Here is a 22,164-nt window from a genome sequence, read left to right as displayed (position 1 = left end):
GAAGTTTTAAATTAATAGGCAGCGGTGAAAATCTGACGGTTGAATTTTTTATTCTCAAGTTCGTCTACCACCGCTACAGCAAGGTCCTGTACGGAATGACGCGAACGGCCTTCGCTGTCGAAAACCGGACTTTCAGTTCCGAGCCTGTATTTTCCTGTCTTTTCTTTGTCGCTGCTATACATGTTCATTTCCAGAGCGGGGCTGAAGAATTCCCAGTTGAGAGTTTCATTTTTGCTGAGATTTTCCACAAAATAATTACGCACTGCGCTCGCACCAGGATAGATTTCTTTTGGAAAATCGGGTCCGTCCACGATATAATTTCCGTCTAATTTCAGAGTTCCTGCTCCTCCAATCACGATCAGTTTTTTCACGCCTGACTCCTCTGCTGCTTTTTCTATCGCAAGTGCTCCTTTCAGATATTCTTCATGTATATCAGGATTGCTCCACCCGGGATTGTACGCGCTGATAATGGCGTCGCTGCCTTTTATCGTTTCGGAAAGTTTTCCCTCATCAAAAACATCGACCTGAGTCTTTTGAAGTTTACCATTTTCGGTAGAAATCTTTGACGTATCTCTGGCGATGGCATTAACTTCATAATTCCTTTCAAGAAGTTCATTCAGTATGGCTTTTCCTACAAATCCTGTAGCGCCGATAAGTGCTATTTTCATATTTATATTCTTATGGATTCCTTACAAAGATAGTTTCTAAGGAAGGCCTGCACATTGACATACGTTAAGAAATCGGCTCTGTTGCTCTGTGCCATGATTGCGGCTATCCGTGGGCGGACCTCATATTCTCACCATCCCTGGAATGAAGCCTGCGAAATACAAACCCGGAAAGAATGGTGAGAAGCCCTACCACTATAAAAGTGTACCTGAATGCTAAGTGTGGATTACCGTGCATTAATGCGGTGTTGCCTTCAAATATCTTCAGTACGATGAGCCCGAAAGCGATACCGAAACCAATGGCCAGCTGCTGGTTCACTGCCAGGAGAGAGTTTCCGCTGCTGGTATGGCTGTTACGCAGGTCGGCCAGGGAAATGGTGTTCATAGAAGTGAACTGTATGGAATTGAAGAATCCCAGAACCGCTATGATGGGAAGGAACCACCATATTGATGTGTTAATACCGGGAATTCCCATGCAGCAAATCAGGATTCCGATGATAAAGGTATTGATCATGAGAGTTTTTCTGTAGCCGAACCTGTTCAGAATTCTGATGACGGACGATTTTCCAAACATGGCCGTCAGAGCCATAGGTGCTACAATCCAGCCCGATATTACCGCACTTTGGCCATAGGCAATCTGTATCATGAGTGGCAGGAGCAGCGGCACCGAACTGATGCCCAGGCGCGTAGCCAGATTTCCCAGCACCCCGACGCGGAAAGTCCTTACCTGGAAAAGATTCAGTGGGAAGATAGGGTCTGCAGTCTTACTTGCATGCCGGTAATAATAATAGATCATCAGGAAGCCAAGAACAAAAATCAGCAGCACCGGCGTTGTATGTGCGGAAGTGCCGAAAAGTTCCAGCGCAACCGAAAGAAGCAGTGAGGCTGAAGCGAAAATAAGAAAGCCTTTGAGGTCAAAACTGATTTCTTCGGATTTGTAGTCGGGCATGTATTTCAGACTAAGAAAAATACCTATTAAACCGATGGGTATGTTAATGAGGAAAATCCAGTGCCATGAGAGATAATCTACCATATAACCGCCTACCAGCGGACCAAGCACCGGACCTATCAGAGCGGGAACAATAGCGTAATTAAGTGCCGGCAACAGTTCGTTCCTGTCGTAGGTGCGGATGAGTGCCAAACGGCCAACAGGTGTCATCAAGCTGCCGCCAAGACCCTGCACTACGCGCGAAATAACTAGCTGACTAAGGTTTTGCGATGCGGCACAGAACAAGGATCCCAAACTGAATACTACAATGGAAAATATAAAAACTTTCTTAGTGCCGAATTTATCTGCCAGAAAGCCGCTTACGGGCATGAACAATGCAAGCGTGAGAACGTAGCTTATGATGGTATTCTGCATATCCAGCGGCGACTCGTGCAGGTCAGCAGCTATGGAGGGCAGGGAAGTATTCAGGATTGTGGAGTCCAGCATCTGCATGAATATCGCAGTAGCCAGTATGAAAGGAAGAATTCTTTTGGTGGGTGTGTCAAAAATCTTTGAAGAATCGGGCATTGAAATGTATCATCAAAAAATGAACCTAAATAGCTGCGGCATGGTGTTAAGTATCCCTTTCACTATAGACCAAAAAAAACCTGCCTTATTTGGCAGGTTTGATTTTTAGTATTTTTTGTCTCTGTGTTCAACGTCGGTCCAGGGACCACCGTCTTTCTTATACCTTACAAAGATATAATCCTCAAAACTCAGGGTTTTGTAAACTATATTATCATTGCCCACCTGAAAAGCTGTGATATAGTAATAATCAGCATCGCTCTTCACTTTCTTATCGCCCATCCTGGCGCTTTCAGGCACGAAGTTTGGGAAAGAATAGTTAGGCAGAATGGTCTTTAACTCACTGTAAAACACTTCGTTTTTCTTAGGATCAGGAACAATGTCCACAATCTTATACTCGTCTTCATCAATCCACATATAGTAAATTTTCTGCTCCTGAGTTTTCTGATTCTCTGATGTAAAAGAGTAGAGCTTTTTCGGAAGCATGGTAACTACGCTTTCGGGCTTAACGACAGAAAAATATTTCTCATTTTGAGGATCTACGTAAGTTAGCAGGTTAAGTGCCATCACTGGGTTTGTCCAGTCTTTGTTCTTAAAATACTGGTCCAGTGAAAGCTCAGCATCATCTCTGAACTTCTTATTTTCCTTAGTAAGAGTTTTTGTGGGGATTTGCGGCATAATTTCCTTTACAAAAGAATAAAGTACTCTCGGCTTTATTTCCTTCAGGTGTGGGTATGCCTGCAGTTCGTCCACTTTTGTAAGCCAGAAATACTGCTGATAAAAATCTTCCTTGTCTTTCGATTTTACATTTTTGTATGAAACGCCCAGTTTTTTTGAATTCATTACCGATTCAAACTTATTTTGTGCAAAAGACAAGTTAAAAGCCAGCAACGCAGTAAAAAGTAGAATTATGTTTCTTCTCATTTTTTTGAATTGTTAAGTATTTTCCAAATATAGTTAATTATTGGATAAACTTACGGTGCCTTTGTTAAAATTCAAATTAATAATTATTTTATTTTTATGCGGTTTACTGTGGAACAATCACATTTACAGCATTTTATTGGGTGATTTATTTTCGATGAAGTAAAATGAATATGTTAATAGGACTCCTCGTGTACATTTACTGCCCGCCCGCTTGGATCACTCAAATTTTTGAAAGCCTCATCCCATTCCAGAGCTATCGGGGTAGAACAGGCCACCGACGGAACTGACGGTACTGTAGCTGCAGCGGTTTCACTGGGGAAGTGTTCTTCAAATATTGTCCTATAGCGGTATTCTTCCTTATTTTGCGGAGTGTTAAGCGGGAATCTGAATTTAGCATTGACCATCATTTCATCTGAGACTTCAGTTTCAGCAGCCTCTTTCAGGGAGTCGATCCAGGAGTATCCCACACCGTCCGAGAACTGTTCTTTCTGTCGCCAAGCGATACTTTCCGGTAACAGATCTTCGAAAGCTTTCCTGAGTACATATTTTTCCATCCTGCCTTCTGCCAGACTGATCATCTTGTCTTTAGGGTTCACGTTCATCGCAACATCCATAAATTCCTTATCCAGAAACGGAACCCGACCTTCAATTCCCCAGCTCATAAGTGCTTTGTTAGCGCGAAGGCAGTCATAGAGGTGCAGTTTGCCTAATTTTCTTACTGTTTCATCGTGGAATTCTTTTGCATTTGGTGCTTTGTGGAAATAGAGATATCCACCGAAAAGTTCGTCACTGCCCTCGCCGGACAGCACCATTTTAATACCCATGGACTTGATAACCCGTGCCAAAAGATACATTGGTGTAGATGCTCTTACAGTGGTAACGTCATAGGTTTCCAGATGGTAAATGACATCACGGATGGCATCCAGGCCTTCCTGAACAGTGAAATGAACCTCGTGATGTATGGAACCGATGTGCTCTGCAGCTTTTTGCGCAGCTACCAGATCGGGAGATCCTTCCAGACCGACTGCAAAACTGTGCAGACGCGGATACCACGCCTCCTCCTGATCGCCACTTTCAATACGGTTTCGTGCATACTTGGCTGTTACTGCTGCGATAATGGAAGAGTCCAGGCCGCCACTAAGCAGAACGCCATAGGGTACATCACTCATCAGCTGGCGGTGTACCGCTGCTTCCAGACCTTCCTTTATTTTACTGATATCCGTTACATTATCTTCCACACTGTTATATTCTTCCCAATCACGGTGATACCATTTCTGCATTTCAAAACCTTCGGCACTAAACAGGAAATGACCGGGCAAAAAAACTTCTATGGATTTGCAAATTCCCTCCAGAGCCTTCAGCTCAGAAGCGACATAGTAATTTCCATTGCGGTCCCAGCCCTGATACAAAGGACAAATTCCCATATGGTCCCGTCCCACGAGATATACCCCATTTTCTGAATCATAGAGTGCGAAGGCAAATATGCCGTTCAGTTTTTCCAGAAAATCCTTGCCGTGACGACGGTAAAGTGCCAGAATAACTTCGCAGTCGGACTGTGTGAGGAAGTCATAGTCCGGAAATTCTGCACGCAGTTCCCGGTGGTTATATATTTCGCCGTTTACAGCCAGGACTACCTTGCCGTCTTTGGTAAAAAGAGGCTGTTTACCGGATGCCGGGTCTACAATTGCCAGACGTTCATGGGAGAAGATTACATTTTCGTCCTGGAAAATTCCGCTCCAGTCCGGACCGCGGTGCCTGACTTTTCGGGACATCTGTAGGATTTGAGGCCGTAACGTTTCTGTTTTTTGTTTTGCATCAAGCAAGCATACGATTCCACACATAATAAACTGTTTTTTGGTTATTGGTTTTTTATCTGATACAAACTTATTGATATGATTAATAAAAGCAAATAAAAAATACCATATGTATTATAAAATACTGATAATTGCATGGTTATGGGGAATAAATTTCACATTTGAATTTTTTTGATGCCTTTCAGGTAAAAATTTTTCACAAAAAAAACAGCCCGAAAGCTGTTTAGTGATTTTGTATTAAAGTTGATCAGGCGTTCCTTCCAATAAGTGCCATATAGAAACCATCGAATCCGGCACTGGGCATCACCTTCTCTTCTTTCAGAAGGGTGAATTCAGCATTGTTCTTTAGGAAGGTTTCCACCTGTTCGTTATTCTCGCTTGGCAGGATGGAACATGTTGCGTACAGCATCTTTCCGCCTTTCTTCAGCATTTTTGAATAATCCTGCAGGATTTGCTGCTGTTCCTTCTTAATACGGTCTATGAAATCCTGGTCTATTTTCCATTTCGAATCCGGATTTCTCTTCAGTACCCCGAGTCCGGAACACGGAGCATCTATCAACAGGCGGTCCGCTTTTTCGTGCAGGCGCTTAATTACTTTATTGTCTTCAATAAACCTTGCTTCTATATTGTGAGCTCCGGCTCGTTTCGCCCGGCGTTTCAGTTCTGCCAGTTTCCATTCATAAATGTCCAAAGCGATGATCTGACCTTTGTTTTTCATGAGGGCCGCCAGGTGCAAGGTCTTACCGCCGGCACCGGCGCAGGCATCAACCACACGCATGCCTTCCTGAACGTCCAGCAACTCGCCGATTTTTTGCGAAGACGCATCCTGAACCTCGAATAATCCGTCCTTGAATGCGGAGGTTATAAATACGTTTTTCTTTTCCTCCAACTGAACCGCATCGGGATAATTCCGTATCTGGAAACTTTCCACATCTTCATCTTTAAGATCAGAAACCAATTCTTTGGCAGTGGTTTTCAGTGTGTTTGCGCGTAAGATTGTAGGCGCCTGTTCGTTAAGCGCGTTCATTTCACGCTCCCATGAGCTGCCCAGTTCCTTTTCCAGGGTGCTTGCAAGCCATTCCGGAATGGAATGTTCAACCGCCTTGTTAGGAACGGTGTTTTTCTTGAGCTTGGTCAGTATATCAGCAGTTTTAATTCCATCAAACTCCTCGAATTTTTTATAATGAGTCTTGCTCCAAAGACAGTAGGCAAGGATGAGTTTGTAAACGTTGTTTGGTTTTACGCTTTCGCCCATATAATATTCAAGGCGCTTTTTCCAGCGTATAATATCGTAAAATATCTGGGAAACGACTTTTCGGTCTTCGCTGCCCCATTTTTTATGAGCTTTAAGAAGCCTTTCTATGACCTTGTCGGCATATTTTCTTTCCTGAAAGAAGGTTTCCTGTAAAGCGTCGTGGATTCCGATCAGTAAGTTGCGGTGTATGAGTTCCATAAAGTGGTATTTGCCTATGAAGTTGATTTTAGGCTTTGCAAAAATAGTGATTATTTGAAGAACGTATAGAAGATGCGGCGATGAGGTAATATGTGGATGTGATGATTTGCTGATTTGATAATTTGGCCATCCGCAAGGATTATGGACAGCTATTCTAAAAGTAATTCTAGATAGTTTTTGCTTAGAGTAAAAATGCTGATAAAAGGATGAGTTAATTCCGGAATTATCAGATTATATTTACTTCCCTTTCAAGCTCAATACCAAATTTTTCTTTCACCGAATCAATGATTTTCGTTGAAAAGTCGAAGATTTCCTTCCCGGAAGCATTTCCGGTTTTATTGACGATCACCAACGCCTGAAGTTCGTGTGAGGCTACATTTCCAATTTGTTTTCCTTTCCATCCACACTGCTCTATCAGCCAGCCGGCGGGTACCTTTACCAGATTGCCAGCCGGATAGTTTGGGATTCCGGGGAATCTTTCCTGAACATACCTGAACTGTTCTGCCGGTATAGTGGGATTCTTGAAGAAGCTGCCTGCATTGCCCAAAACTTTAGGGTCCGGAAGCTTGCTCTTACGGATGTTAATAACAGCGGTGGAGATATCCTGAATACCAGGATTGGTTACTCCCATGTTTTCCAGTTCCGACTGGATGGCGCCGTATCCGGCCCTTATAACATGATTTCTTCTGCTGAGCCTGAAACTGACCTCCAGAATAATGTATTTTCCTTTGCCTTCCTGCTTAAAAACTGAGTCCCGGTAACCAAACCTACACTTTTCGTGGCTGAATTCCTCAGTTTCTCCGGTCAAAAGGTTTAAAACCGTACAGCCTGCAAAAGTGTCTTTGATTTCAGTGCCATAAGCACCGATGTTCTGCATGGGTGATGTTCCTACGTTTCCCGGAATCAGCGAAAGGTTTTCCAGTCCGCCATAATTTTTCTGAAGGCAGAACTGAACAAACGAGTGCCAGTTTTCGCCGGCCTGAGCTTTTACCAAAACCTCATCATCACTGAGAATAGTTTCTTCGATTCCTTTAAAGTTGATCTGAATGGCAACACCTTCAAAATTTTTTGTGAAAAGCACATTAGAGCCGCCACCGAGCATGAGTGTGGGCAGATTGTTGCTTTTCGCAAAATTCATTACGGATTTTAAATCTTCCAGGGTAGACACGGCTGCAAAATAACGTGCGGATGCATCTACCCCAAAAGTATTATGCTCTTTTAAGGAATGATTTTCAAGAATGATCATATTCTGTGGAAGTAAATTGGCGAAATTCTAAAGGCTGAATTCCTCGCGGTATTTCTGAAGCGCATCATTCAGGAGTTCCACACTGCGGCGCAAATCTTCTTCTTTCAGAACATATGCAATACGAACCTGCTTCTTACCCAGTTCCGGATCACTGTAAAAACCACCTGCCGGCGCTACCATTACTGTTTCGTTGTTGTTGGAATAATGTTCCAGTAACCATTGCGCAAACTTTTCCGAATCATCAACAGGAAGTTCGGCCACACAGTAGAAAGCACCTTTAGGCTTCGGGCAAATTACCCCCGGAATTCCGTTCAGAAGATCCACCAGTACATTGCGTCTATGTGTATATTCGTTGCGAACCTGCAAAATATAGGCAGCATCATCTTTATGTGCTGCAGTGGCCGCAATCTGACCTAAAAGAACCGGTGAAAGCCTTGCCTGAGCGAAAAGCATGGCCGCATCGTGAATGGTTTTGGAACGGGTGATCATGCAGCCAATTCTGGCACCGCACATGGAATAACGCTTGGATTCAGAATCTATAATGATGCAGTTTTCTGCCAGTTCAGGAAAATCGAACATAGAAATCTGCTGCTTGCCGTCATATACATATTCGCGGTAAACTTCATCAGAAATAATAACAATGTCGTGTTTCAGCGCGATATTGGCCAATTGCTGCAACTCTTCGCGGGTATACAGGTATCCTGTTGGATTTCCCGGATTACAGATGATGATCGCACGTGTTTTTGACGTGATCTTTTTTTCAAATTCTTCAATAACGGGAAGTGCAAATCCGGTGTCAATTGTAGACGGGATTGCAACCACCTTTATGTTGAATGTGCTGGTAAAACCGTTATAGTTGGCATAATACGGTTCAGGAATAATCACCTCATCACCATCGTCGCAAAGGGTGGACAAGGCAAAATTAAGAGCCTCGGACCCACCGTTGGTTACGATGAAATTTTCTGTTGTTAAATCTGTAAATCCTAATGAATGGTAATAATCCCTAAGAGCTGTGCGGTATTCCAGATTACCTTCAGAAAGTGCATATTCCAACACCTTAAGATCAATATTCTTTAGTGCATCTATGGCGCTTTTCGGAGTGTCTATGTCCGGTTGTCCAATATTCAGATGGTACACCTTAACTCCTTTCTGTTTCGCTTGCAAAGCATAAGGAACAAGTTTTCTAACTGGCGAAGCCGGCATTTCTGCAGCTCTGTTGGATATTTTAGGCATTTATTTAGAATTTTTACAAATTTAGGAAATTTTCCGGACCTTCCTTCTCACTGCCTGGTGCACAAACTGCTCTTCGGTTTCAAAAGCCTGATATATTTTAATAATTTTGCAGCGTGAAGAAAATTTTACTGCTGTCGGACACTCATTCTCATATGGACCAGCGTATCCTGGAATACGCCGCAGCAGCCGATGAGGTTTGGCACTGCGGAGACTTTGGCAGTGCAGAAGTTCTGAAAGCTCTGGAAGAAATAAGACCGCTGCGGGGAGTTTATGGTAATATAGACGGCGAACCCATCCGGAAATGTATTCCCGAAGTGAACAGGTTTTTCTGCGAAGGGGTAGAGGTGCTGATGATTCATATAGGCGGTTATCCGGGAAAATATTCGCCGCTGAGTAAAAGAGAAATCGCCAGCCAGACACCAAAATTATTTATCTCCGGACATTCGCATATTTTGAAGGCGATGTATGATAAGGAAAATCAGCTTCTGCACCTTAATCCGGGAGCTTGCGGCAAAGAAGGCTGGCATAAGATGCGGACAATGATGCGCTTTGAAGTATCTAATGGAAATATAGACAATCTGGAAATCATTGAACTGGGAGCCAAATGAAAATAGGGGAACATGTTTCTGTACTGGACGATGATCTGGGCGGCACAATAACTTCAGTCCATGGAGAAACCGTGGTCTTTCGCGATACTTATGGTTTTACTCATCAATACCCAAAAAGTAAACTGGTGGTTCAGAATGCCTCAATTTATGATGGACTGCAGGTACAGGTGAAAAATGAAGCACGTAAGATATCATCAAAAAAACATAATAAAAAACCACTGATACTTGATCTTCATTTTGAAAATCTGGTTAAGGACGCTTCCCGCTACAGCAGTTTTGAAAGGCTCTTTATGCAAAAGGAAAAATTAACCGAAACACTGGACTTCTGCAGGAAGAATCATCTTAAAAATCTGGAAATCATACACGGAATTGGCGACGGAGTCTTACAGCAGATGGTACACGATGTGCTTAGCGGGCAATCCGGCCTGGAGTTTTATAATAACGCAATCCTTCATCATCAGTCCGGCTCTGTAACCGTGAAATTTGACTGAATTTACTGGAGGGGCAGCAAATTGAATTCGGAAGCAGCAAACGCAGAACCCTTTATTTCTCCCGAAACTTTGGCTTTCCTGATCCTGTTGCAGAAGCCGTCATCACCGTGAGCATCGCCATGGTCATTGATTCCCGTACCGGTAACTGTGTAAACCTTACTGTCTATTTTTACTGAAAGTACACATCCTTTGTCAGTTTTCTGCTTGAACTGACACATGCCGCAGGAGGCTTCAATAATCTGATTTTTAACTTTTTTCTGTGCAAGTACAAATGAGCTGAACGACAGTAGCAGTATAAAAGCGGCCTTTTTCATTTCCGAAGTTTTTAGTGAGGTTAGATTAATACGAAGTTAGGATTATTTCATAATAAGAAAGGGCTCATTTCCGAAGCCGGGATTTATTTAATAAATTTGTCCACTTCAAGATGGAAAAATTAAACTTACTCTTCACGCGGGACGGGCTTATTTACCAGGTTCTCCGAAACAAAAGCGTCCTTTCCGAATCGTCTTTCTTCGTAAGTGAAGAAATGCCGGAACAGTCCATCAGCAGTAAACTTTCGGAAATACTGCAGACGAAATTTTCTTCAGTATCAGTGCTTTCTGCACTCAATCACTTCACGCTGATGCCTGAGGGTTTTGACAGGCATGATTTAGGACAGGATCTTATTTCATTTAATTCGCCAGTGCAGCCAGAAGGGGAGGAATTGATGCTGTCTGTAAACAAAAAGTATAAAGTGCAGTTTTATTATACATTTCCAAAGGATCTGTATACGCTAATAAAGCAGACACATATTCCGGCTCAGTTTAATTTTTCCGGTGAGAAGTTTTTAAATACCATCTCTCCGAAAGGAAGAAAGGAAATCCATATCAACCTATACAACAACCAGTGTGAGTTTTTTGCGCTGGAAAGCCGTAAAGTTGTGCTTTACAACAACCTTGATGTGAATTCTGAAGTGGATTTTCTTTACTTTATTATGTTCAGCCTAAGCAAAATTGGTTTCGGTCTGGGTGAGACACGGTTTTTTGTTTATGGTGAAACATCGGAAAACGAAACCTTTATATCCGAACTTCAGAAGTTTGTAAAGAACCTGAAGATCGTATTTGATAACCTTCCCAAGCGCAAATTCCTGGTTAATTCCTAACGCGGTGCGGATAAAAAAAATAATATATGTTCAGAATAATTGCAGGTAAATGGAAAGCCAAAAGAATTCTGGCTCCTAAAAATTTTGATGTACGGCCAACAACCGACTTTGCCAAAGAGGCGCTCTTCAGCATGCTTGAAAACCGCTATGACCTGTCCTATGTTTCGGCACTGGACCTTTTCGCGGGCATAGGGTCTATTTCCCTGGAGTTCGCTTCTCGGGGTTGCCAGGATGTGACGGCAGTAGAAATGAACGCAAAACATGCCGGATTTATTAACAGCACATCGGCTGAACTCGAAATGCAGCTTCAGATTAATGTGCAGCGTGGCGATTCTTTCGACTGGCTGAAGAAAAACCGTGGCAGAAAGCAGTTTGATCTTATTTTTGCCGATCCGCCTTTTGACCTGGACGAAAAGAAATACTCGGAATTGATCTCATTGGTTCTTAACAACAATTACCTAAAAGAAAATGGGGTTTTCGTGCTGGAACATCCCACGAAGAAGGTGCCGGTTCATGAAAATATAACAGACACCAGAAAATACGGTAATTTGAGTTTTTCCTTTCTCAAGCCTAACGCGCCCGCTGAGGATCAGATTGTTTCGGGTTCGTAAAAGAAGATTAATTTTTTATCTGCTGCTTCGAAGTCCAGCCAGGAACTGCAGTTCACTTCAAAACCGGCTACGCCACAGGTAGGAAACAGGAATACATCCTCTGTCATTGTATTGGCAAAATTGGAGATCCCGTTATTATGTGAAAACAGCGCCACGGAACTTGTCTCACTATCCAGATCATAGAGTACGGACATAATGTTTCGCTCGGAGGGTTGGTATAGTTTTTCGTCCGTACTGAAATCTTTACAGAATGTATTGCAAAATATTTCACAGGTATTCTTCGCCCGTACAGCTGGGCTGGTAATCCACTGTTCAATTTCGATTTCCTGTCCCTTAAGATATTGAGCCATTTTTTGGGCATCAGATTGGCCGCGGATGGCCAGTGGTCTGTCAAAATCGTCTGTGTTCTCTGGCCAGTCGCTTTTGGCGTGCCTAATGAGTAATAATTTTTTCATTTAATGTTTTGAATTTGGAGAATTAAAATTATAAATAAATTTCCATTAAACCTTTCACCGAATTAAAATGCGGCTCCTAAACCACTTAAAATTAGTAAATTTGCGCCCGATGGGACAGATAATGGGAATCGATTACGGAAAGAAAAGAGTGGGCATCGCTGTCACAGATGACATGCAGATTATCGCCAGTGGTCTCGAAACCGTGGAAAATGCCAAACTTTTTGATTTCCTGAAGCGTTATTATCAAGCCAATAAAGTTGATGCAGTAGTAGTTGGTCTCCCCACCAACCTGCAGGGAAATGCTTCTGAAATTGAGAAGGATATCCTTGCTTTTATCAGGGTTTTCGAAAGGGAATTCCCGGCGATACCTGTTCACCGTATGGATGAACGTTTTACCTCTAAACTTGCCTCACTTTATATTTCACAAAGTGGCATGAGCAAGAAAAAACGGGAGGACAAGGCATTGATCGACAAGATAAGTGCTACCATAATTTTACAGAATTATTTACAACAGATACAGAAATGATATTACCAATCCGTTCATTTGGAGATCCGGTCTTAAGGAAGAAAGGTCAGGACATTGATAAAGATTATCCTAATCTTAAGGAATTGATTCAGAACATGTATGAGACTATGTACAGTGCTCACGGTATTGGTCTTGCCGCCCCACAGATAGGTCTGGACATCCGTCTTTTTTGCATAGATGTTAGTCCGCTGGCTGAAGACGAGGATTATGAAGATATTGCAGAGGAATTAAAAGACTTCCGTAAAGTATTCATCAATGCCAGGATTTTGGAGGAAAGTGGTCCTGAATGGAAGTTCAACGAAGGCTGTCTTTCTATCCCGGATGTACGTGAGGATGTGAAGCGAAAAGAAACCATCGTGATTGAATATTTTGACGAGAATTTTGTAAAGCATACCGAAACTTTTTCCGATATTCGTGCCCGTGTTATACAACACGAGTATGATCATATTGAAGGAATTCTCTTTACCGATCACCTGTCGTCGCTTAAGAAAAAACTGGTGAAAGGAAAATTGGGCAGGATTATGCAGGGTGATGTAAATGTTGACTATAAAATGAGGTTTCCCAAATAGGGAGTACAAACAGAAAACTGTAAGTTAAATAAGTGACGTTGACAACGTGACTAAATTTTAAACAAAGAATATGGAGTTAGAAAAAATTATTTCAATTTCCGGAAAACCGGGACTGTTCAAGCTGGTTTCACAACTGAAAAACGGCTTTATCATTGAGGATGTCAGCACCAAGAAAAAAGTGAGCATAGGTAACTCCAGTCAGGTAAGTTTGCTGGATAACATTGCTATGTTTACAACGGATAAGGAGGTACCTCTGTTTGAAGTTTTTGAAAATATCGCAAAAGCTAATGAATTCGGCGAAACCATTTCTCATAAGTCCACCGAGGCAGAACTGAGAGAATTTATGTCGTCAGCGCTTCCGGATTATGACAAGGACAGAGTTTACGTTTCTGACATTAAAAAACTGGCTCAGTGGTACAATATTCTGCATAAAGCAGGATTCATACATAAGGACAGTTTCAAGAGAGATGAAGTGAGCGCCGAAGATCAGCAGGCAGAAGAAAAAGTAGAGCTAAAGCCGGCAGAAAAGAAAACGGCTGGAAAAGCTGAAAAAACAGCTGCACCGAAGGTGAAAGCCTCTACTTCTGCTGTCAAATCTGCTCCTAAAAGCACGCACAGAAAGCAGGGTTAGTTTTAAACTGCTGCCATCATAAAAAAATCGTTGCCGAACTGTTTCAGCAACGATTTTTATTTACATTATAACAGTAATGTTATCATAAGATCCTAAACCGTTCAGGAAATCTTTGATGCCCATTCTTTTTTTGCCTTCCAGCTGTACTTCCAAAGGTAGGTACCATCCACTGCCAGTCATGATCTTGAAATTCTTCCGGTCTGCTAACAGATGGCCTGCAGGCTCGTCAATTTCAGTTTCCTCCGTTATACCGGCGTAAATTTTCAGTGTCTTTTCTTCCGCTCCGATTTTGAGTTTGGTAAAGGCACATGGGTAGGGTGAAAGTCCGCGCACGAAGTTGTGAATGGTTACCGCGTTCTGTTGCCAGTTTATCCGGGTGTCCTCCCTGTAGATTTTAAAGGCGTTCTTAACCTGTTCTTTTTCCTGCTGAGGTGTTTCAGCTAAGTTTTCATGCGCAAGGCCATCCAGTGTCTTTACCACCAGCTGAGCGCCTTTCTCCATTAACCGGTCATGTAGTGTGCCGGCATTGTCGTCAGGAGTTATTTCCACCTCATGCTGCAGCAGGATATGACCCTCGTCTATTTTTTCGTTAATGAAAAAAGTGGTTATTCCCGTTTTTGTCTCGCCGTTGATGATGGCATAGTTAATAGGTGCGGCGCCACGGTAATCCGGCAGCAATGATGCATGTAAGTTGAAGGTGCCCAGTTTCGGCAGCTCAAAAAGTACCTTGGGCATCATCCGGAAAGCCACAACTACGAACACGTCAGCGTCCAGGCTTTTCATCTGCTCCAGAAACTCACTGTTTCTAAGTTTTTCCGGTTGAAACACCGGGAGATTATGTTCGGCAGCATACTTTTTTACGGGTGATTCATTAATTTTCTGACCGCGGCCGCTTGCCTTGTCCGGAACAGTCACCACGCCAACGATTTGATGTGCTGAGTCATGAATTGCCTTCAGGCTGCTGGCTGCAAATTCGGGAGTGCCGAAAAATACGGTTCTTAAGGGTTTCATATTCATTTTCATAGTTTAGAATGTGCTGATTATGCCAGGGCGTAGGTTCGGAAATTAAGCATTTTAACCTTGCCGGCGTCCAGTAACAGAATAAGGTGCTCCAGGATCTTCTCTTTTTCGTAATAGTTAAGCTGGATGGCAATTTCATCTGCCGTACAGGCATTGCGGCTAAGCACATTTTCAATTTCGCCGGTGATTGATTTGGCAGAATGTCCTTTCCTGGAATTGCACACTACACACTGCCCACAGTCCTTCGAATTTTTTTCGCCGAAATAGGATAGGATCATCCTCATCTTACAGTGGTCCCTGTTGCGTACATAAAATTTCATTTCCTCCCATTTCTGCAGTTTGTTTCTCTGGATCTGATAAAAAAGATTCCAGTATTTTGAGCTCAGTACCCGGTCATTTCGTGGCTGAAGAAATTTTATGCTGGAAAGTGCACCGTCAATATATTCCAGATGACCATTAGCCTGCAGTTCGCGGATTCGCTCCTTCAGCAAAAGAACGTCTACGCCGATTTTCGTACTAAGATTAACTTCGCTGAACATTACTTTCCGGGCAGAAATTCCTGCCAGGTTACGAAGCAGGAGTTCCAGGAAGTAGGCATCTTTTTTTGGGAGTTGGTCTATTTCGTCAGGCAAGAGTTTAAGTTCCAGTGACGACAGGCTTTTATGACTGTTCACATAAATAAGTTCCTGATTATGCATGAAGTTCAGGATATTTTTGATCTTTCCCGTGGATGACTTGCTTAATCTCCTTAAGGTGTCGATATGCAGCTGAAGGGTTTTTTCCGGAAGGTCTGTGTCAGCGATTTGAAACAGCGAATAGAGGTAGGTTATAATTACATTGAATTCACGTTTATCCGGTGTCTGGTATTTCAGCAACTGATCAAAGGCTTGCAGTTCCTGTTCGTTCCAAAGGAGAAATGCATAACTTTCATCACCGTCGCGACCGGCCCGTCCAATTTCCTGATAATAATTCTCAAGACTGGCGGGACATGAATAGTGAATCACAAACCGCACATTTTCTTTGTCGATACCCATCCCGAATGCATTTGTAGATATCAGCACCTGATCCCGGAACTGGAGCCAGTGTTGCTGTCGCTGTCGCTTTTCCTTTAAGGTGAGGCCCGCATGATAGTAATCTACGTGTGTGATATTTTTACTCTTCAGGAATCTTGTTAATTCTTCGGCTTCCCTTCGCGTTCGTGTGTAAATGATCCCTGCGTTCTTAGTGTACCTTAAAAGGTCATGTATCCTCTGGTACTTGTCCGCTATTTGATCGGTAAAAACCTTTATATTACCGCGTTTGAAACTCATCTGATAGATTACAGGATTTCTCAGTTCCAATCTGTTTGTGATTTCGTCTAAGACCTTCGGAGTAGCGGTTGCAGTAAGTGCCAGGCAGGACAACCCGGGATATTCATTGCGGAAAGCTTTAATGTTTTGGTAGCTTGGGCGGAAATCCTGGCCCCATTCCGAAATACAGTGTGCTTCATCTACTGCTATGAAGGACAGTTCAATGTCACGGATATTGTCCAGGAATACCGGATTGTTAAGACGTTCCGGTGATACGTAAAGCAACCTGGTCAGCCCGTCGCGACAGCGGCTGAAAATTATTTCAGTCTGAAAATCCTCCAGTTCGGAAGACAGATATTCTGCTTCAATACCGTTAGCTTTAAGTTGGGTAACCTGGTCCCGCATAAGTGCGAGCAGCGGAGATATTACCAGACAGGTGCCCTGTAATAAGAGTGCAGGCAATTGGTAACAAAGCGATTTCCCACCACCGGTGGGCAGCAGCGCAACCACATCGTGGCCGGACAAAACATCATCGATGATTGCCTCCTGTTGCTCCCTGAATGTTGTGTGGCCCCAAAAATGTTTTAGGGTCTTCAACTTCAGTTCATGAAAATCGCTTGTGGAAATCATCCCGTAAAAATAAGGAATCTAATCCATAATCATAAAAAAAGCCACGCAATGCGTGGCTTCTTAAAATATACTGAAAAACTAATTATTTAGCTTCAAAATATACGCGTCTGTTTGCTCTGTTTTTCCATTCAGGACATTTTGTAGCAGGATCACATTCTGCGTATTTCAAATCTTTTTCACCACGGCCTACAGCTTCAAGTTTTCCGCTGCTTACACCTTTCTGTACCAAATAGTTTTTAACAGTGTTGGCTCTTCTTTGAGAAAGATTTTGGTTATAAGCATCACTTGCTCTTGTATCCGTTCCTCCAACAACTCTATAGGCTCCCGGAGTAGAGTTAATATAATTAATCGCGTTGTTAAGGATTGGAGTGTTTGATGGCAGAATTCTGTCGGAGTTAAGATCGAACTCAATCCCTTCAAGGGTTCTGGTATCATCAGTAACAACACCGCCATTCATTGGTCCTGATGTTGGGCATCCGTCATTTTCAACCGGTCCCGGTACAGTAACACACTTGTCATATAGGTCAATTACGCCATCCAGGTCAGTATCCAATGCTACACCAGCACCGTCAACGCGTGCTCCTGCAGGAGTATCGAGCTGTCTGTCCCAATCATCGCAAACGCCGTCATTATCGTTGTCACCAGCTTTACAAACTTCAATATCCTGATTTTTTTCAGCAAGGACATCTAATTTGTAGTAGATTTCCTGCAAAGGATCATGCCAGAAAAGGTGGGACTGGTGTTTACCGATGTTATAAGTAAGACCTAAAGTGGCGTTGAAGAAATTATCTGATTTGTCCGATGGTTGTACAATACCATCAAACTCGTCATCTCCTGTATAAATATACATCAATCTTGCTTCAGCATCTAATCTGTTATTCAGTCTGTATTTTAAACCGGTACCTCCCTGAAACATAAATGAACCTAATGTAAGAGGATCAACTTCACCTGTTAGTCGTTGACCGTTTTCATCCTCAATATAATTTCTGAAACCAAGCGTACCAATACCCGCATAGGCATGAAGCGCCCATCTGTATGGTGATTTGTTATCAACGCGTCTAAGAAGGTTTGAAAGGTTTATGTCTCCTAAAAGCGAAAGGGCATCGTACTGGGTGCGTCCACCAATTGGTGCGGCAGCTGTAGCATCTGCATTTTTTGTATTAAACCATCCTTGTCTGGTTTCACCCCTATCGTACTGCAATTTTAAACCAAAAGCATGAGTAATAGCTTTGTCAATGCTTAAATACGCAGAGTATCCAAAGACTGTTTTTCCTCCATTCTCTGTGAATTTTATAGAATTGAGTTCTGCAGTTTGTACCAACGGAACACCTACACCGGCAGAAATTGCCCAGTCGTTAAATCTTTTTGAATCCTGTGTAAAAGGATAAACATTGGCAGAACCTGACGAATACGTATTTGGGTATTCATTACTCATTACTGCGATAGAGTCCTGCGCAGACGCGGCAAACGGTAGAGCCAGCGACAATGCAAGTACGGCGGTAGTTACTTTCATAATTTATTATTTTTAATGTTAATAATTGATTTTTTATCTTTAACAGCATATTGATTCAGAGAAGCAAAATGAAATCCCTTACCATTTAAAACTTCTATCCTTAAGCTGTTGTTCTAGTTAATTTCACTACGTAGATCAGCAATCAGTTCCTTTGAGAAATCCCGGCCATGCAAATGTTTTACATGTGGTATCTGAAGGTATGCGGATATAAAAAGTATTCCGTTAAATGTAACAATGTCTATATCAATTATCCGATCCATATATCCTCTGCCATCTCCGCTGTCCTGCATGCGTCCCATTTCCTTTTCAATTTTTTTTACCTCCTTGAGTAAACATACAGGCGACAGATTTGTACTGATCAATACTGCAATATTACAAAATATATGTTCAGATTTGAACTCAACAGGTTCAGTTAACAGTACCTTACTTTTACGTTTTATTACGCAGTTACTCTTCTCTAGCAACTCTAATGCCATTTTTATATTTTTTTCAGTGCTTCCCAGGTTGCTTCCCAGTAACAAAATGGCTTCATTGTGCGACATATCTTGAAATTCTATAATTATTATGAAAAGTTTTTTCAGAAATGTTCTTGCAAATATAGTCGCAATCCTGTTGATTGGTGGCGTATTTACAGTTTTTTTTATATTGATGATGGCTGTGAGTGCAGCTGCAGGCGACAACAAAACGCAGGTTAAAAAGAACTCGGTACTCACCCTCGATATGAAAACCAATATTATTGACAGTCCCACTGAAGATCAGGGTGATCTTTTCGCTTTTAACAGTCCTTCCAAAAATGTATTGGTTTATGATGCAGTAAACGCAATCAACAAAGCTAAATCTGACTCTAAGATTGAAGGGATAAGTATTGAAACCGATTTCATCAGTGCAGGAATGACTCAGTTGGATGAAATCCGGAATGCTCTGCAGGATTTCCGGAAATCCGGCAAGTTTGTTCTTGCATATGGAAATACCGTATCCCAGCCTGCCTACTACCTGGGCTCTGTCGCAGATCAGTATTACTTAAATCCTTCCGGCGGAATTGAGTTGAAAGGACTGGGTACCGAAGTGATGTACATGAAAAGTTTTGCCGAAAAATACGGGATTGGGCTTGAAGTTATACGTCACGGGAAATATAAGGCAGCGGTAGAGCCATATATGCGTGATGATATGTCTGATGAAAACCGCGAACAGCTAAGCACACTCCTTACTGATATCTGGAGTGTAAATTCTACAAAAATAGCTGCTTCCAGAAAAATCTCCCCTGCACAACTAACAATGGTAGTGGACAGCCTTTACGGAGTTATTCCTGAACTGACCGTGCAGCACAGACTTGCAGATAAACTTCTTCAGAAATCCCAGTACGATGACATCTTAAAATCAAAATTAAAACTGAAGGAAAAGGATGATATTAACCGGATTAGTTTATCAAAATATATCCGTTCTTATAAAGATGATGACAAATCGGACAAAAATAAAGTAGCTGTCCTTTATGCATCAGGCGCCATCTATAACGGTGAAGGAACAAAAGATATCTATGCGCAGAATTTTGTAAAAGATATTAAGAAACTCACAGACGATGAAGATGTGAAAGCGGTAGTCCTTAGGGTTAATTCACCGGGCGGAAGCGCAAATGCGTCCGATGAGATATTATTTGAACTGCAGCAACTGAAAAAGAAAAAACCACTTGTTGTCTCCTTTGGCGATTATGCTGCTTCCGGTGGATATTATATTGCAATGGCTGCGGACAGAATTTACTCTGAGCAAAATACGATAACAGGTTCTATCGGTGTATTCGGAATGATACCTTATGCCAAAGAGATGGCAAACAGAAACGGCATTTATGCGCATGGCGTAACAACTAATGCCAATTCCAATAACTTTTCCCTTATAAACGGCGTGTCCCCGGGAACAGTGAGGGTAATGACCAAAAGCGTAGAAGGTACCTACAAACGGTTTGTTCATTTTGTTACTCAAAACCGTAAAATGTCCTATACACAGATTGATGAACTTGGTGGCGGCCGGGTTTGGTCCGGTACCCGTGCGAAGCAAAATGGGTTGGTAGATGAACTTGGATCCTTAAAAGATGCATTGGCATTTGCTGCCAAGAAAGCTAATGTGAAAGATTACAGTGTGGCCGAATATCCTAAAAAGCGCTCGCAATGGGAGCAGTTTTTTCAAGATTTCAATGAGAATGAAATTTCTGCACGATTCATCAAGAATAAAATTGGTAAGGAGAACTATCAGCTTTTTGAGCAGATAACAAATCCCAAACTACAGTCAGGTATTATTATGGGTATGCCATATACAATAAGACTTCAGTAGCAACTCTTGCAGGTAAAAAAAATAAATCCCTCGCCTTTATTGGTGAGGGATCTGTTTTTTGTTTTTTTAATGATTATCCACGTCTGGTAGCCATACCGTAAATCCAGAGGACTAACAGGGCGCCCACAACTGCAAGGATAATGCTTCTGAAATCAAAATCATCTACTGTTCCCCAGCCGAACATACTTCCGATCCAGCCTCCAACAAATGCGCCTACGATACCGAGAATGATAGTCATTAACCAACCCATACCCTGATTACCCGGCATAATGAATTTTGCGATTGCTCCTGCGATAAGACCAAAAATGATCCAAGTTAAAATACCCATAGTTTTAAAATTTTAATGTTAATAATTATTATTGATTTACTTTCTCTAAGCTAAAGTTGGACCTTTTTGAAGTAAGACTATATAATTATTGAAATGATATAAAAAAACACTAAAATTTTAAAAGACTAGCTGCGTCTGAAAAAGGAGTCCACGAACTCAGCACCGTTAAACAATTGCAGATCGTTCATTTTCTCTCCAACCCCAATATATTTTACGGGTATCTGAAACTGATCCGAGATTCCTATCACTACACCACCTTTAGCCGTACCGTCCAGTTTGGTCACTGCCAGAGCGCTCACTTCAGTAGCTGCCGTGAACTGCCTGGCCTGCTCAAAAGCGTTCTGACCTGTTGATCCATCCAATACTAAAAGGATCTCATGAGGCGCATCAGGAATAACTTTTTGCATGACCTTCTTAATCTTGGTCAGCTCATTCATTAGGTTCACTTTATTGTGAAGCCTTCCAGCTGTATCAATAATGATCACATCTGCACCCTGTGCCACGCCGCTTTGTACTGTATCAAAAGCCACTGATGCCGGATCGGATCCCATGCCCTGCTTTACGATCGGCACACCTACACGTTCGCTCCAGATCACGAGCTGCTCTACAGCTGCTGCGCGGAAGGTATCCGCAGCACCAAGCACCACTTTTTTTCCTTCGGATTTAAACTGATGAGCCAACTTGCCAATGGTTGTAGTTTTACCAACGCCGTTTACGCCCACCACCATAATAACATAGGGTTTCTTGCTGACGTCAATATTCTGTGTGGAGGCATGCGGGTTTTCCAGCAGCAGTCCGGTAATCTCTTCTCTAAGAATCGTGTCCAGCTCTTCAGTTCCTACATATTTGTCCCGTGCTACACGTTTTTCAATCCTTTCAATAATCTTTACAGTTGTGGCAGCACCCACATCCGAACGGATCAGGATTTCTTCCAGGTCATCCAGTACATCTTCATCTACTTTGCTTTTTCCTACTACCGCTTTGGATACTTTATCAAAAAATCCCTGGCTGGACTTTTCCAGACCCTGGTTTAGTGTTTCTTTTTCCTGTTTATTGAATATTTTTTTAAACCAACTCATATGGGGAGATATCAGATTTCAGACAGCAAAGGTCCGGTTATATTTTAAGGCACACAGCAGCACAATTTAGAAGAATTTAAGCTCTGTAAGCTGCCAATACAAA

The 22,164-nt window shown here is 42.3% G+C and carries 23 protein-coding genes; 8 read left to right on the top strand and 15 right to left on the bottom strand.

What is annotated here, in order from left to right; genetic code table 11:
* Window positions 1-11 precede the first annotated feature (11 nt).
* From H1R16_RS04930 to H1R16_RS04900, 7 genes are all read right to left on the bottom strand, one after another.
* The gene (locus H1R16_RS04930; RefSeq protein ID WP_181887697.1) at window positions 12-668 is read right to left on the bottom strand and encodes an NAD(P)-dependent oxidoreductase; all 657 of its coding nucleotides are present in this window, start codon (window positions 666-668) and stop codon (window positions 12-14) included.
* A 103-nt stretch (window positions 669-771) separates the two neighbouring features.
* Complete coding sequence (locus H1R16_RS04925) at window positions 772-2,181, bottom strand: MFS transporter (protein ID WP_181887696.1); 1,410 nt, start codon at window positions 2,179-2,181, stop codon at window positions 772-774.
* Between the two features lie 105 nt (window positions 2,182-2,286).
* Window positions 2,287-3,021 carry a hypothetical protein gene (locus H1R16_RS04920; protein ID WP_228451098.1) on the bottom strand — a complete coding sequence of 245 codons (735 nt, stop codon included), beginning with the start codon at window positions 3,019-3,021 and terminating at the stop codon, window positions 2,287-2,289.
* A 254-nt stretch (window positions 3,022-3,275) separates the two neighbouring features.
* Window positions 3,276-4,943 carry an asparagine synthase B gene (gene asnB, locus H1R16_RS04915; RefSeq protein WP_181887694.1) on the bottom strand — a complete coding sequence of 556 codons (1,668 nt, stop codon included), beginning with the start codon at window positions 4,941-4,943 and terminating at the stop codon, window positions 3,276-3,278.
* Between the two features lie 220 nt (window positions 4,944-5,163).
* Entirely contained in the window at window positions 5,164-6,369 is a 1,206-nt protein-coding gene (locus tag H1R16_RS04910; RefSeq protein ID WP_181887693.1) for an RsmB/NOP family class I SAM-dependent RNA methyltransferase, read from the bottom strand.
* Between the two features lie 226 nt (window positions 6,370-6,595).
* Window positions 6,596-7,615 carry a UDP-N-acetylmuramate dehydrogenase gene (murB, locus tag H1R16_RS04905; RefSeq protein ID WP_181887692.1) on the bottom strand — a complete coding sequence of 340 codons (1,020 nt, stop codon included), beginning with the start codon at window positions 7,613-7,615 and terminating at the stop codon, window positions 6,596-6,598.
* A gap of 27 nt (window positions 7,616-7,642) precedes the next feature.
* Window positions 7,643-8,848 (bottom strand): pyridoxal phosphate-dependent aminotransferase, encoded by a 1,206-nt coding sequence (locus H1R16_RS04900; protein ID WP_181887691.1) that lies wholly within the window; start codon window positions 8,846-8,848, stop codon window positions 7,643-7,645.
* Window positions 8,849-8,961: 113 nt separating this feature from the next.
* Between H1R16_RS04900 and H1R16_RS04895 the strand changes: the two genes are divergently transcribed.
* Window positions 8,962-9,456, top strand: a complete 495-nt coding sequence (locus tag H1R16_RS04895; protein ID WP_181887690.1) for a metallophosphoesterase family protein — start codon at window positions 8,962-8,964, stop codon at window positions 9,454-9,456.
* Window positions 9,453-9,947 carry a Smr/MutS family protein gene (locus H1R16_RS04890; protein ID WP_181887689.1) on the top strand — a complete coding sequence of 165 codons (495 nt, stop codon included), beginning with the start codon at window positions 9,453-9,455 and terminating at the stop codon, window positions 9,945-9,947. Before H1R16_RS04895 ends, H1R16_RS04890 begins: the two co-directional genes overlap by 4 nt.
* Window positions 9,948-9,949: 2 nt before the next feature.
* On the opposite strand, the gene H1R16_RS04885 is transcribed toward H1R16_RS04890, so the two are convergent.
* Window positions 9,950-10,261 (bottom strand): DUF6370 family protein, encoded by a 312-nt coding sequence (locus H1R16_RS04885; RefSeq protein ID WP_181887688.1) that lies wholly within the window; start codon window positions 10,259-10,261, stop codon window positions 9,950-9,952.
* Between the two features lie 110 nt (window positions 10,262-10,371).
* Here H1R16_RS04885 and H1R16_RS04880 point away from each other — a divergent pair, with 110 nt between their 5' ends.
* Together H1R16_RS04880 and rsmD are read left to right on the top strand one after the other, a co-directional pair.
* A complete protein-coding gene (locus tag H1R16_RS04880; RefSeq protein ID WP_181887687.1) occupies window positions 10,372-11,088 on the top strand; it encodes a DUF3822 family protein in 717 nt (238 codons plus the stop codon).
* Window positions 11,089-11,114: 26 nt separating this feature from the next.
* Window positions 11,115-11,699, top strand: a complete 585-nt coding sequence (gene rsmD / locus H1R16_RS04875; RefSeq protein ID WP_181887686.1) for a 16S rRNA (guanine(966)-N(2))-methyltransferase RsmD — start codon at window positions 11,115-11,117, stop codon at window positions 11,697-11,699.
* Here the strand turns inward: rsmD and H1R16_RS04870 are convergent.
* Window positions 11,678-12,154 carry a SixA phosphatase family protein gene (locus tag H1R16_RS04870; protein WP_181887685.1) on the bottom strand — a complete coding sequence of 159 codons (477 nt, stop codon included), beginning with the start codon at window positions 12,152-12,154 and terminating at the stop codon, window positions 11,678-11,680. The genes rsmD and H1R16_RS04870 overlap by 22 nt on opposite strands.
* A 109-nt stretch (window positions 12,155-12,263) precedes the next feature.
* On the opposite strand from H1R16_RS04870, the gene ruvX reads away from it, so the two are divergent.
* The 3 genes from ruvX to H1R16_RS04855 all read left to right on the top strand — a co-directional run bounded on the left by ruvX (window position 12,264) and on the right by H1R16_RS04855 (window position 13,880).
* The gene (gene ruvX, locus H1R16_RS04865) at window positions 12,264-12,680 is read left to right on the top strand and encodes a Holliday junction resolvase RuvX (protein ID WP_181887684.1); all 417 of its coding nucleotides are present in this window, start codon (window positions 12,264-12,266) and stop codon (window positions 12,678-12,680) included.
* Entirely contained in the window at window positions 12,677-13,249 is a 573-nt protein-coding gene (gene def, locus H1R16_RS04860; protein WP_181887683.1) for a peptide deformylase, read from the top strand. The genes ruvX and def overlap by 4 nt, the downstream gene beginning before the upstream one ends.
* Window positions 13,250-13,319: 70 nt before the next feature.
* Window positions 13,320-13,880 carry a DUF5606 family protein gene (locus H1R16_RS04855; RefSeq protein WP_181887682.1) on the top strand — a complete coding sequence of 187 codons (561 nt, stop codon included), beginning with the start codon at window positions 13,320-13,322 and terminating at the stop codon, window positions 13,878-13,880.
* 60 nt (window positions 13,881-13,940) lie between these two features.
* Here H1R16_RS04855 and fmt read toward each other — a convergent pair whose 3' ends face one another.
* From fmt to folK, 4 genes are all read right to left on the bottom strand, one after another.
* Window positions 13,941-14,891 carry a methionyl-tRNA formyltransferase gene (gene fmt / locus H1R16_RS04850; RefSeq protein ID WP_181887681.1) on the bottom strand — a complete coding sequence of 317 codons (951 nt, stop codon included), beginning with the start codon at window positions 14,889-14,891 and terminating at the stop codon, window positions 13,941-13,943.
* A 29-nt stretch (window positions 14,892-14,920) separates the two neighbouring features.
* Entirely contained in the window at window positions 14,921-16,819 is a 1,899-nt protein-coding gene (locus tag H1R16_RS04845) for a RecQ family ATP-dependent DNA helicase (RefSeq protein WP_181887680.1), read from the bottom strand.
* Between the two features lie 82 nt (window positions 16,820-16,901).
* A complete protein-coding gene (locus H1R16_RS04840) occupies window positions 16,902-18,332 on the bottom strand; it encodes an OmpA family protein (RefSeq protein ID WP_181887679.1) in 1,431 nt (476 codons plus the stop codon).
* Window positions 18,333-18,445: 113 nt separating this feature from the next.
* On the bottom strand, window positions 18,446-18,874 hold the full coding sequence (gene folK / locus H1R16_RS04835; protein WP_181887678.1) for a 2-amino-4-hydroxy-6-hydroxymethyldihydropteridine diphosphokinase: 429 nt from the start codon (window positions 18,872-18,874) through the stop codon (window positions 18,446-18,448).
* Between the two features lie 22 nt (window positions 18,875-18,896).
* On the opposite strand from folK, the gene sppA reads away from it, so the two are divergent.
* Window positions 18,897-20,654, top strand: a complete 1,758-nt coding sequence (sppA, locus tag H1R16_RS04830) for a signal peptide peptidase SppA (protein ID WP_181887677.1) — start codon at window positions 18,897-18,899, stop codon at window positions 20,652-20,654.
* Window positions 20,655-20,727: 73 nt separating this feature from the next.
* Here the strand turns inward: sppA and H1R16_RS04825 are convergent, their stop codons facing one another.
* Together H1R16_RS04825 and ftsY are read right to left on the bottom strand one after the other, a co-directional pair.
* Window positions 20,728-20,982 carry a GlsB/YeaQ/YmgE family stress response membrane protein gene (locus tag H1R16_RS04825; RefSeq protein WP_181887676.1) on the bottom strand — a complete coding sequence of 85 codons (255 nt, stop codon included), beginning with the start codon at window positions 20,980-20,982 and terminating at the stop codon, window positions 20,728-20,730.
* 125 nt (window positions 20,983-21,107) lie between these two features.
* The gene (gene ftsY / locus H1R16_RS04820; protein WP_181887675.1) at window positions 21,108-22,061 is read right to left on the bottom strand and encodes a signal recognition particle-docking protein FtsY; all 954 of its coding nucleotides are present in this window, start codon (window positions 22,059-22,061) and stop codon (window positions 21,108-21,110) included.
* Window positions 22,062-22,164 lie beyond the last annotated feature (103 nt).

The sequence above is a fragment of the Marnyiella aurantia genome (genome assembly GCF_014041915.1).
GTDB classification, from domain to species: domain Bacteria; phylum Bacteroidota; class Bacteroidia; order Flavobacteriales; family Weeksellaceae; genus Marnyiella; species Marnyiella aurantia.
This window is presented reverse-complemented; position numbering and strand designations above follow the sequence as displayed.

Bases quoted from the DNA above. Each gene is read 5' to 3' on its own strand.
- H1R16_RS04930 (WP_181887697.1), bottom strand. From the start codon at position 668: ATGAAAATAGCACTTATCGGCGCTACAGGATTTGTAGGAAAAGCCATA.
- H1R16_RS04925 (WP_181887696.1), bottom strand. From the start codon at position 2,181: ATGCCCGATTCTTCAAAGATTTTTGACACACCCACCAAAAGAATTCTT.
- H1R16_RS04920 (WP_228451098.1), bottom strand. From the start codon at position 3,021: ATGAATTCAAAAAAACTGGGCGTTTCATACAAAAATGTAAAATCGAAA.
- asnB (WP_181887694.1), bottom strand. From the start codon at position 4,943: ATGTGTGGAATCGTATGCTTGCTTGATGCAAAACAAAAAACAGAAACG.
- H1R16_RS04910 (WP_181887693.1), bottom strand. From the start codon at position 6,369: ATGGAACTCATACACCGCAACTTACTGATCGGAATCCACGACGCTTTA.
- murB (WP_181887692.1), bottom strand. From the start codon at position 7,615: ATGATCATTCTTGAAAATCATTCCTTAAAAGAGCATAATACTTTTGGG.
- H1R16_RS04900 (WP_181887691.1), bottom strand. From the start codon at position 8,848: ATGCCTAAAATATCCAACAGAGCTGCAGAAATGCCGGCTTCGCCAGTT.
- H1R16_RS04890 (WP_181887689.1), top strand. From the start codon at position 9,453: ATGAAAATAGGGGAACATGTTTCTGTACTGGACGATGATCTGGGCGGC.
- H1R16_RS04885 (WP_181887688.1), bottom strand. From the start codon at position 10,261: ATGAAAAAGGCCGCTTTTATACTGCTACTGTCGTTCAGCTCATTTGTA.
- H1R16_RS04880 (WP_181887687.1), top strand. From the start codon at position 10,372: ATGGAAAAATTAAACTTACTCTTCACGCGGGACGGGCTTATTTACCAG.
- rsmD (WP_181887686.1), top strand. From the start codon at position 11,115: ATGTTCAGAATAATTGCAGGTAAATGGAAAGCCAAAAGAATTCTGGCT.
- H1R16_RS04870 (WP_181887685.1), bottom strand. From the start codon at position 12,154: ATGAAAAAATTATTACTCATTAGGCACGCCAAAAGCGACTGGCCAGAG.
- ruvX (WP_181887684.1), top strand. From the start codon at position 12,264: ATGGGACAGATAATGGGAATCGATTACGGAAAGAAAAGAGTGGGCATC.
- def (WP_181887683.1), top strand. From the start codon at position 12,677: ATGATATTACCAATCCGTTCATTTGGAGATCCGGTCTTAAGGAAGAAA.
- H1R16_RS04855 (WP_181887682.1), top strand. From the start codon at position 13,320: ATGGAGTTAGAAAAAATTATTTCAATTTCCGGAAAACCGGGACTGTTC.
- fmt (WP_181887681.1), bottom strand. From the start codon at position 14,891: ATGAAACCCTTAAGAACCGTATTTTTCGGCACTCCCGAATTTGCAGCC.
- H1R16_RS04845 (WP_181887680.1), bottom strand. From the start codon at position 16,819: ATGATTTCCACAAGCGATTTTCATGAACTGAAGTTGAAGACCCTAAAA.
- H1R16_RS04840 (WP_181887679.1), bottom strand. From the start codon at position 18,332: ATGAAAGTAACTACCGCCGTACTTGCATTGTCGCTGGCTCTACCGTTT.
- folK (WP_181887678.1), bottom strand. From the start codon at position 18,874: ATGTCGCACAATGAAGCCATTTTGTTACTGGGAAGCAACCTGGGAAGC.
- sppA (WP_181887677.1), top strand. From the start codon at position 18,897: ATGAAAAGTTTTTTCAGAAATGTTCTTGCAAATATAGTCGCAATCCTG.
- H1R16_RS04825 (WP_181887676.1), bottom strand. From the start codon at position 20,982: ATGGGTATTTTAACTTGGATCATTTTTGGTCTTATCGCAGGAGCAATC.
- ftsY (WP_181887675.1), bottom strand. From the start codon at position 22,061: ATGAGTTGGTTTAAAAAAATATTCAATAAACAGGAAAAAGAAACACTA.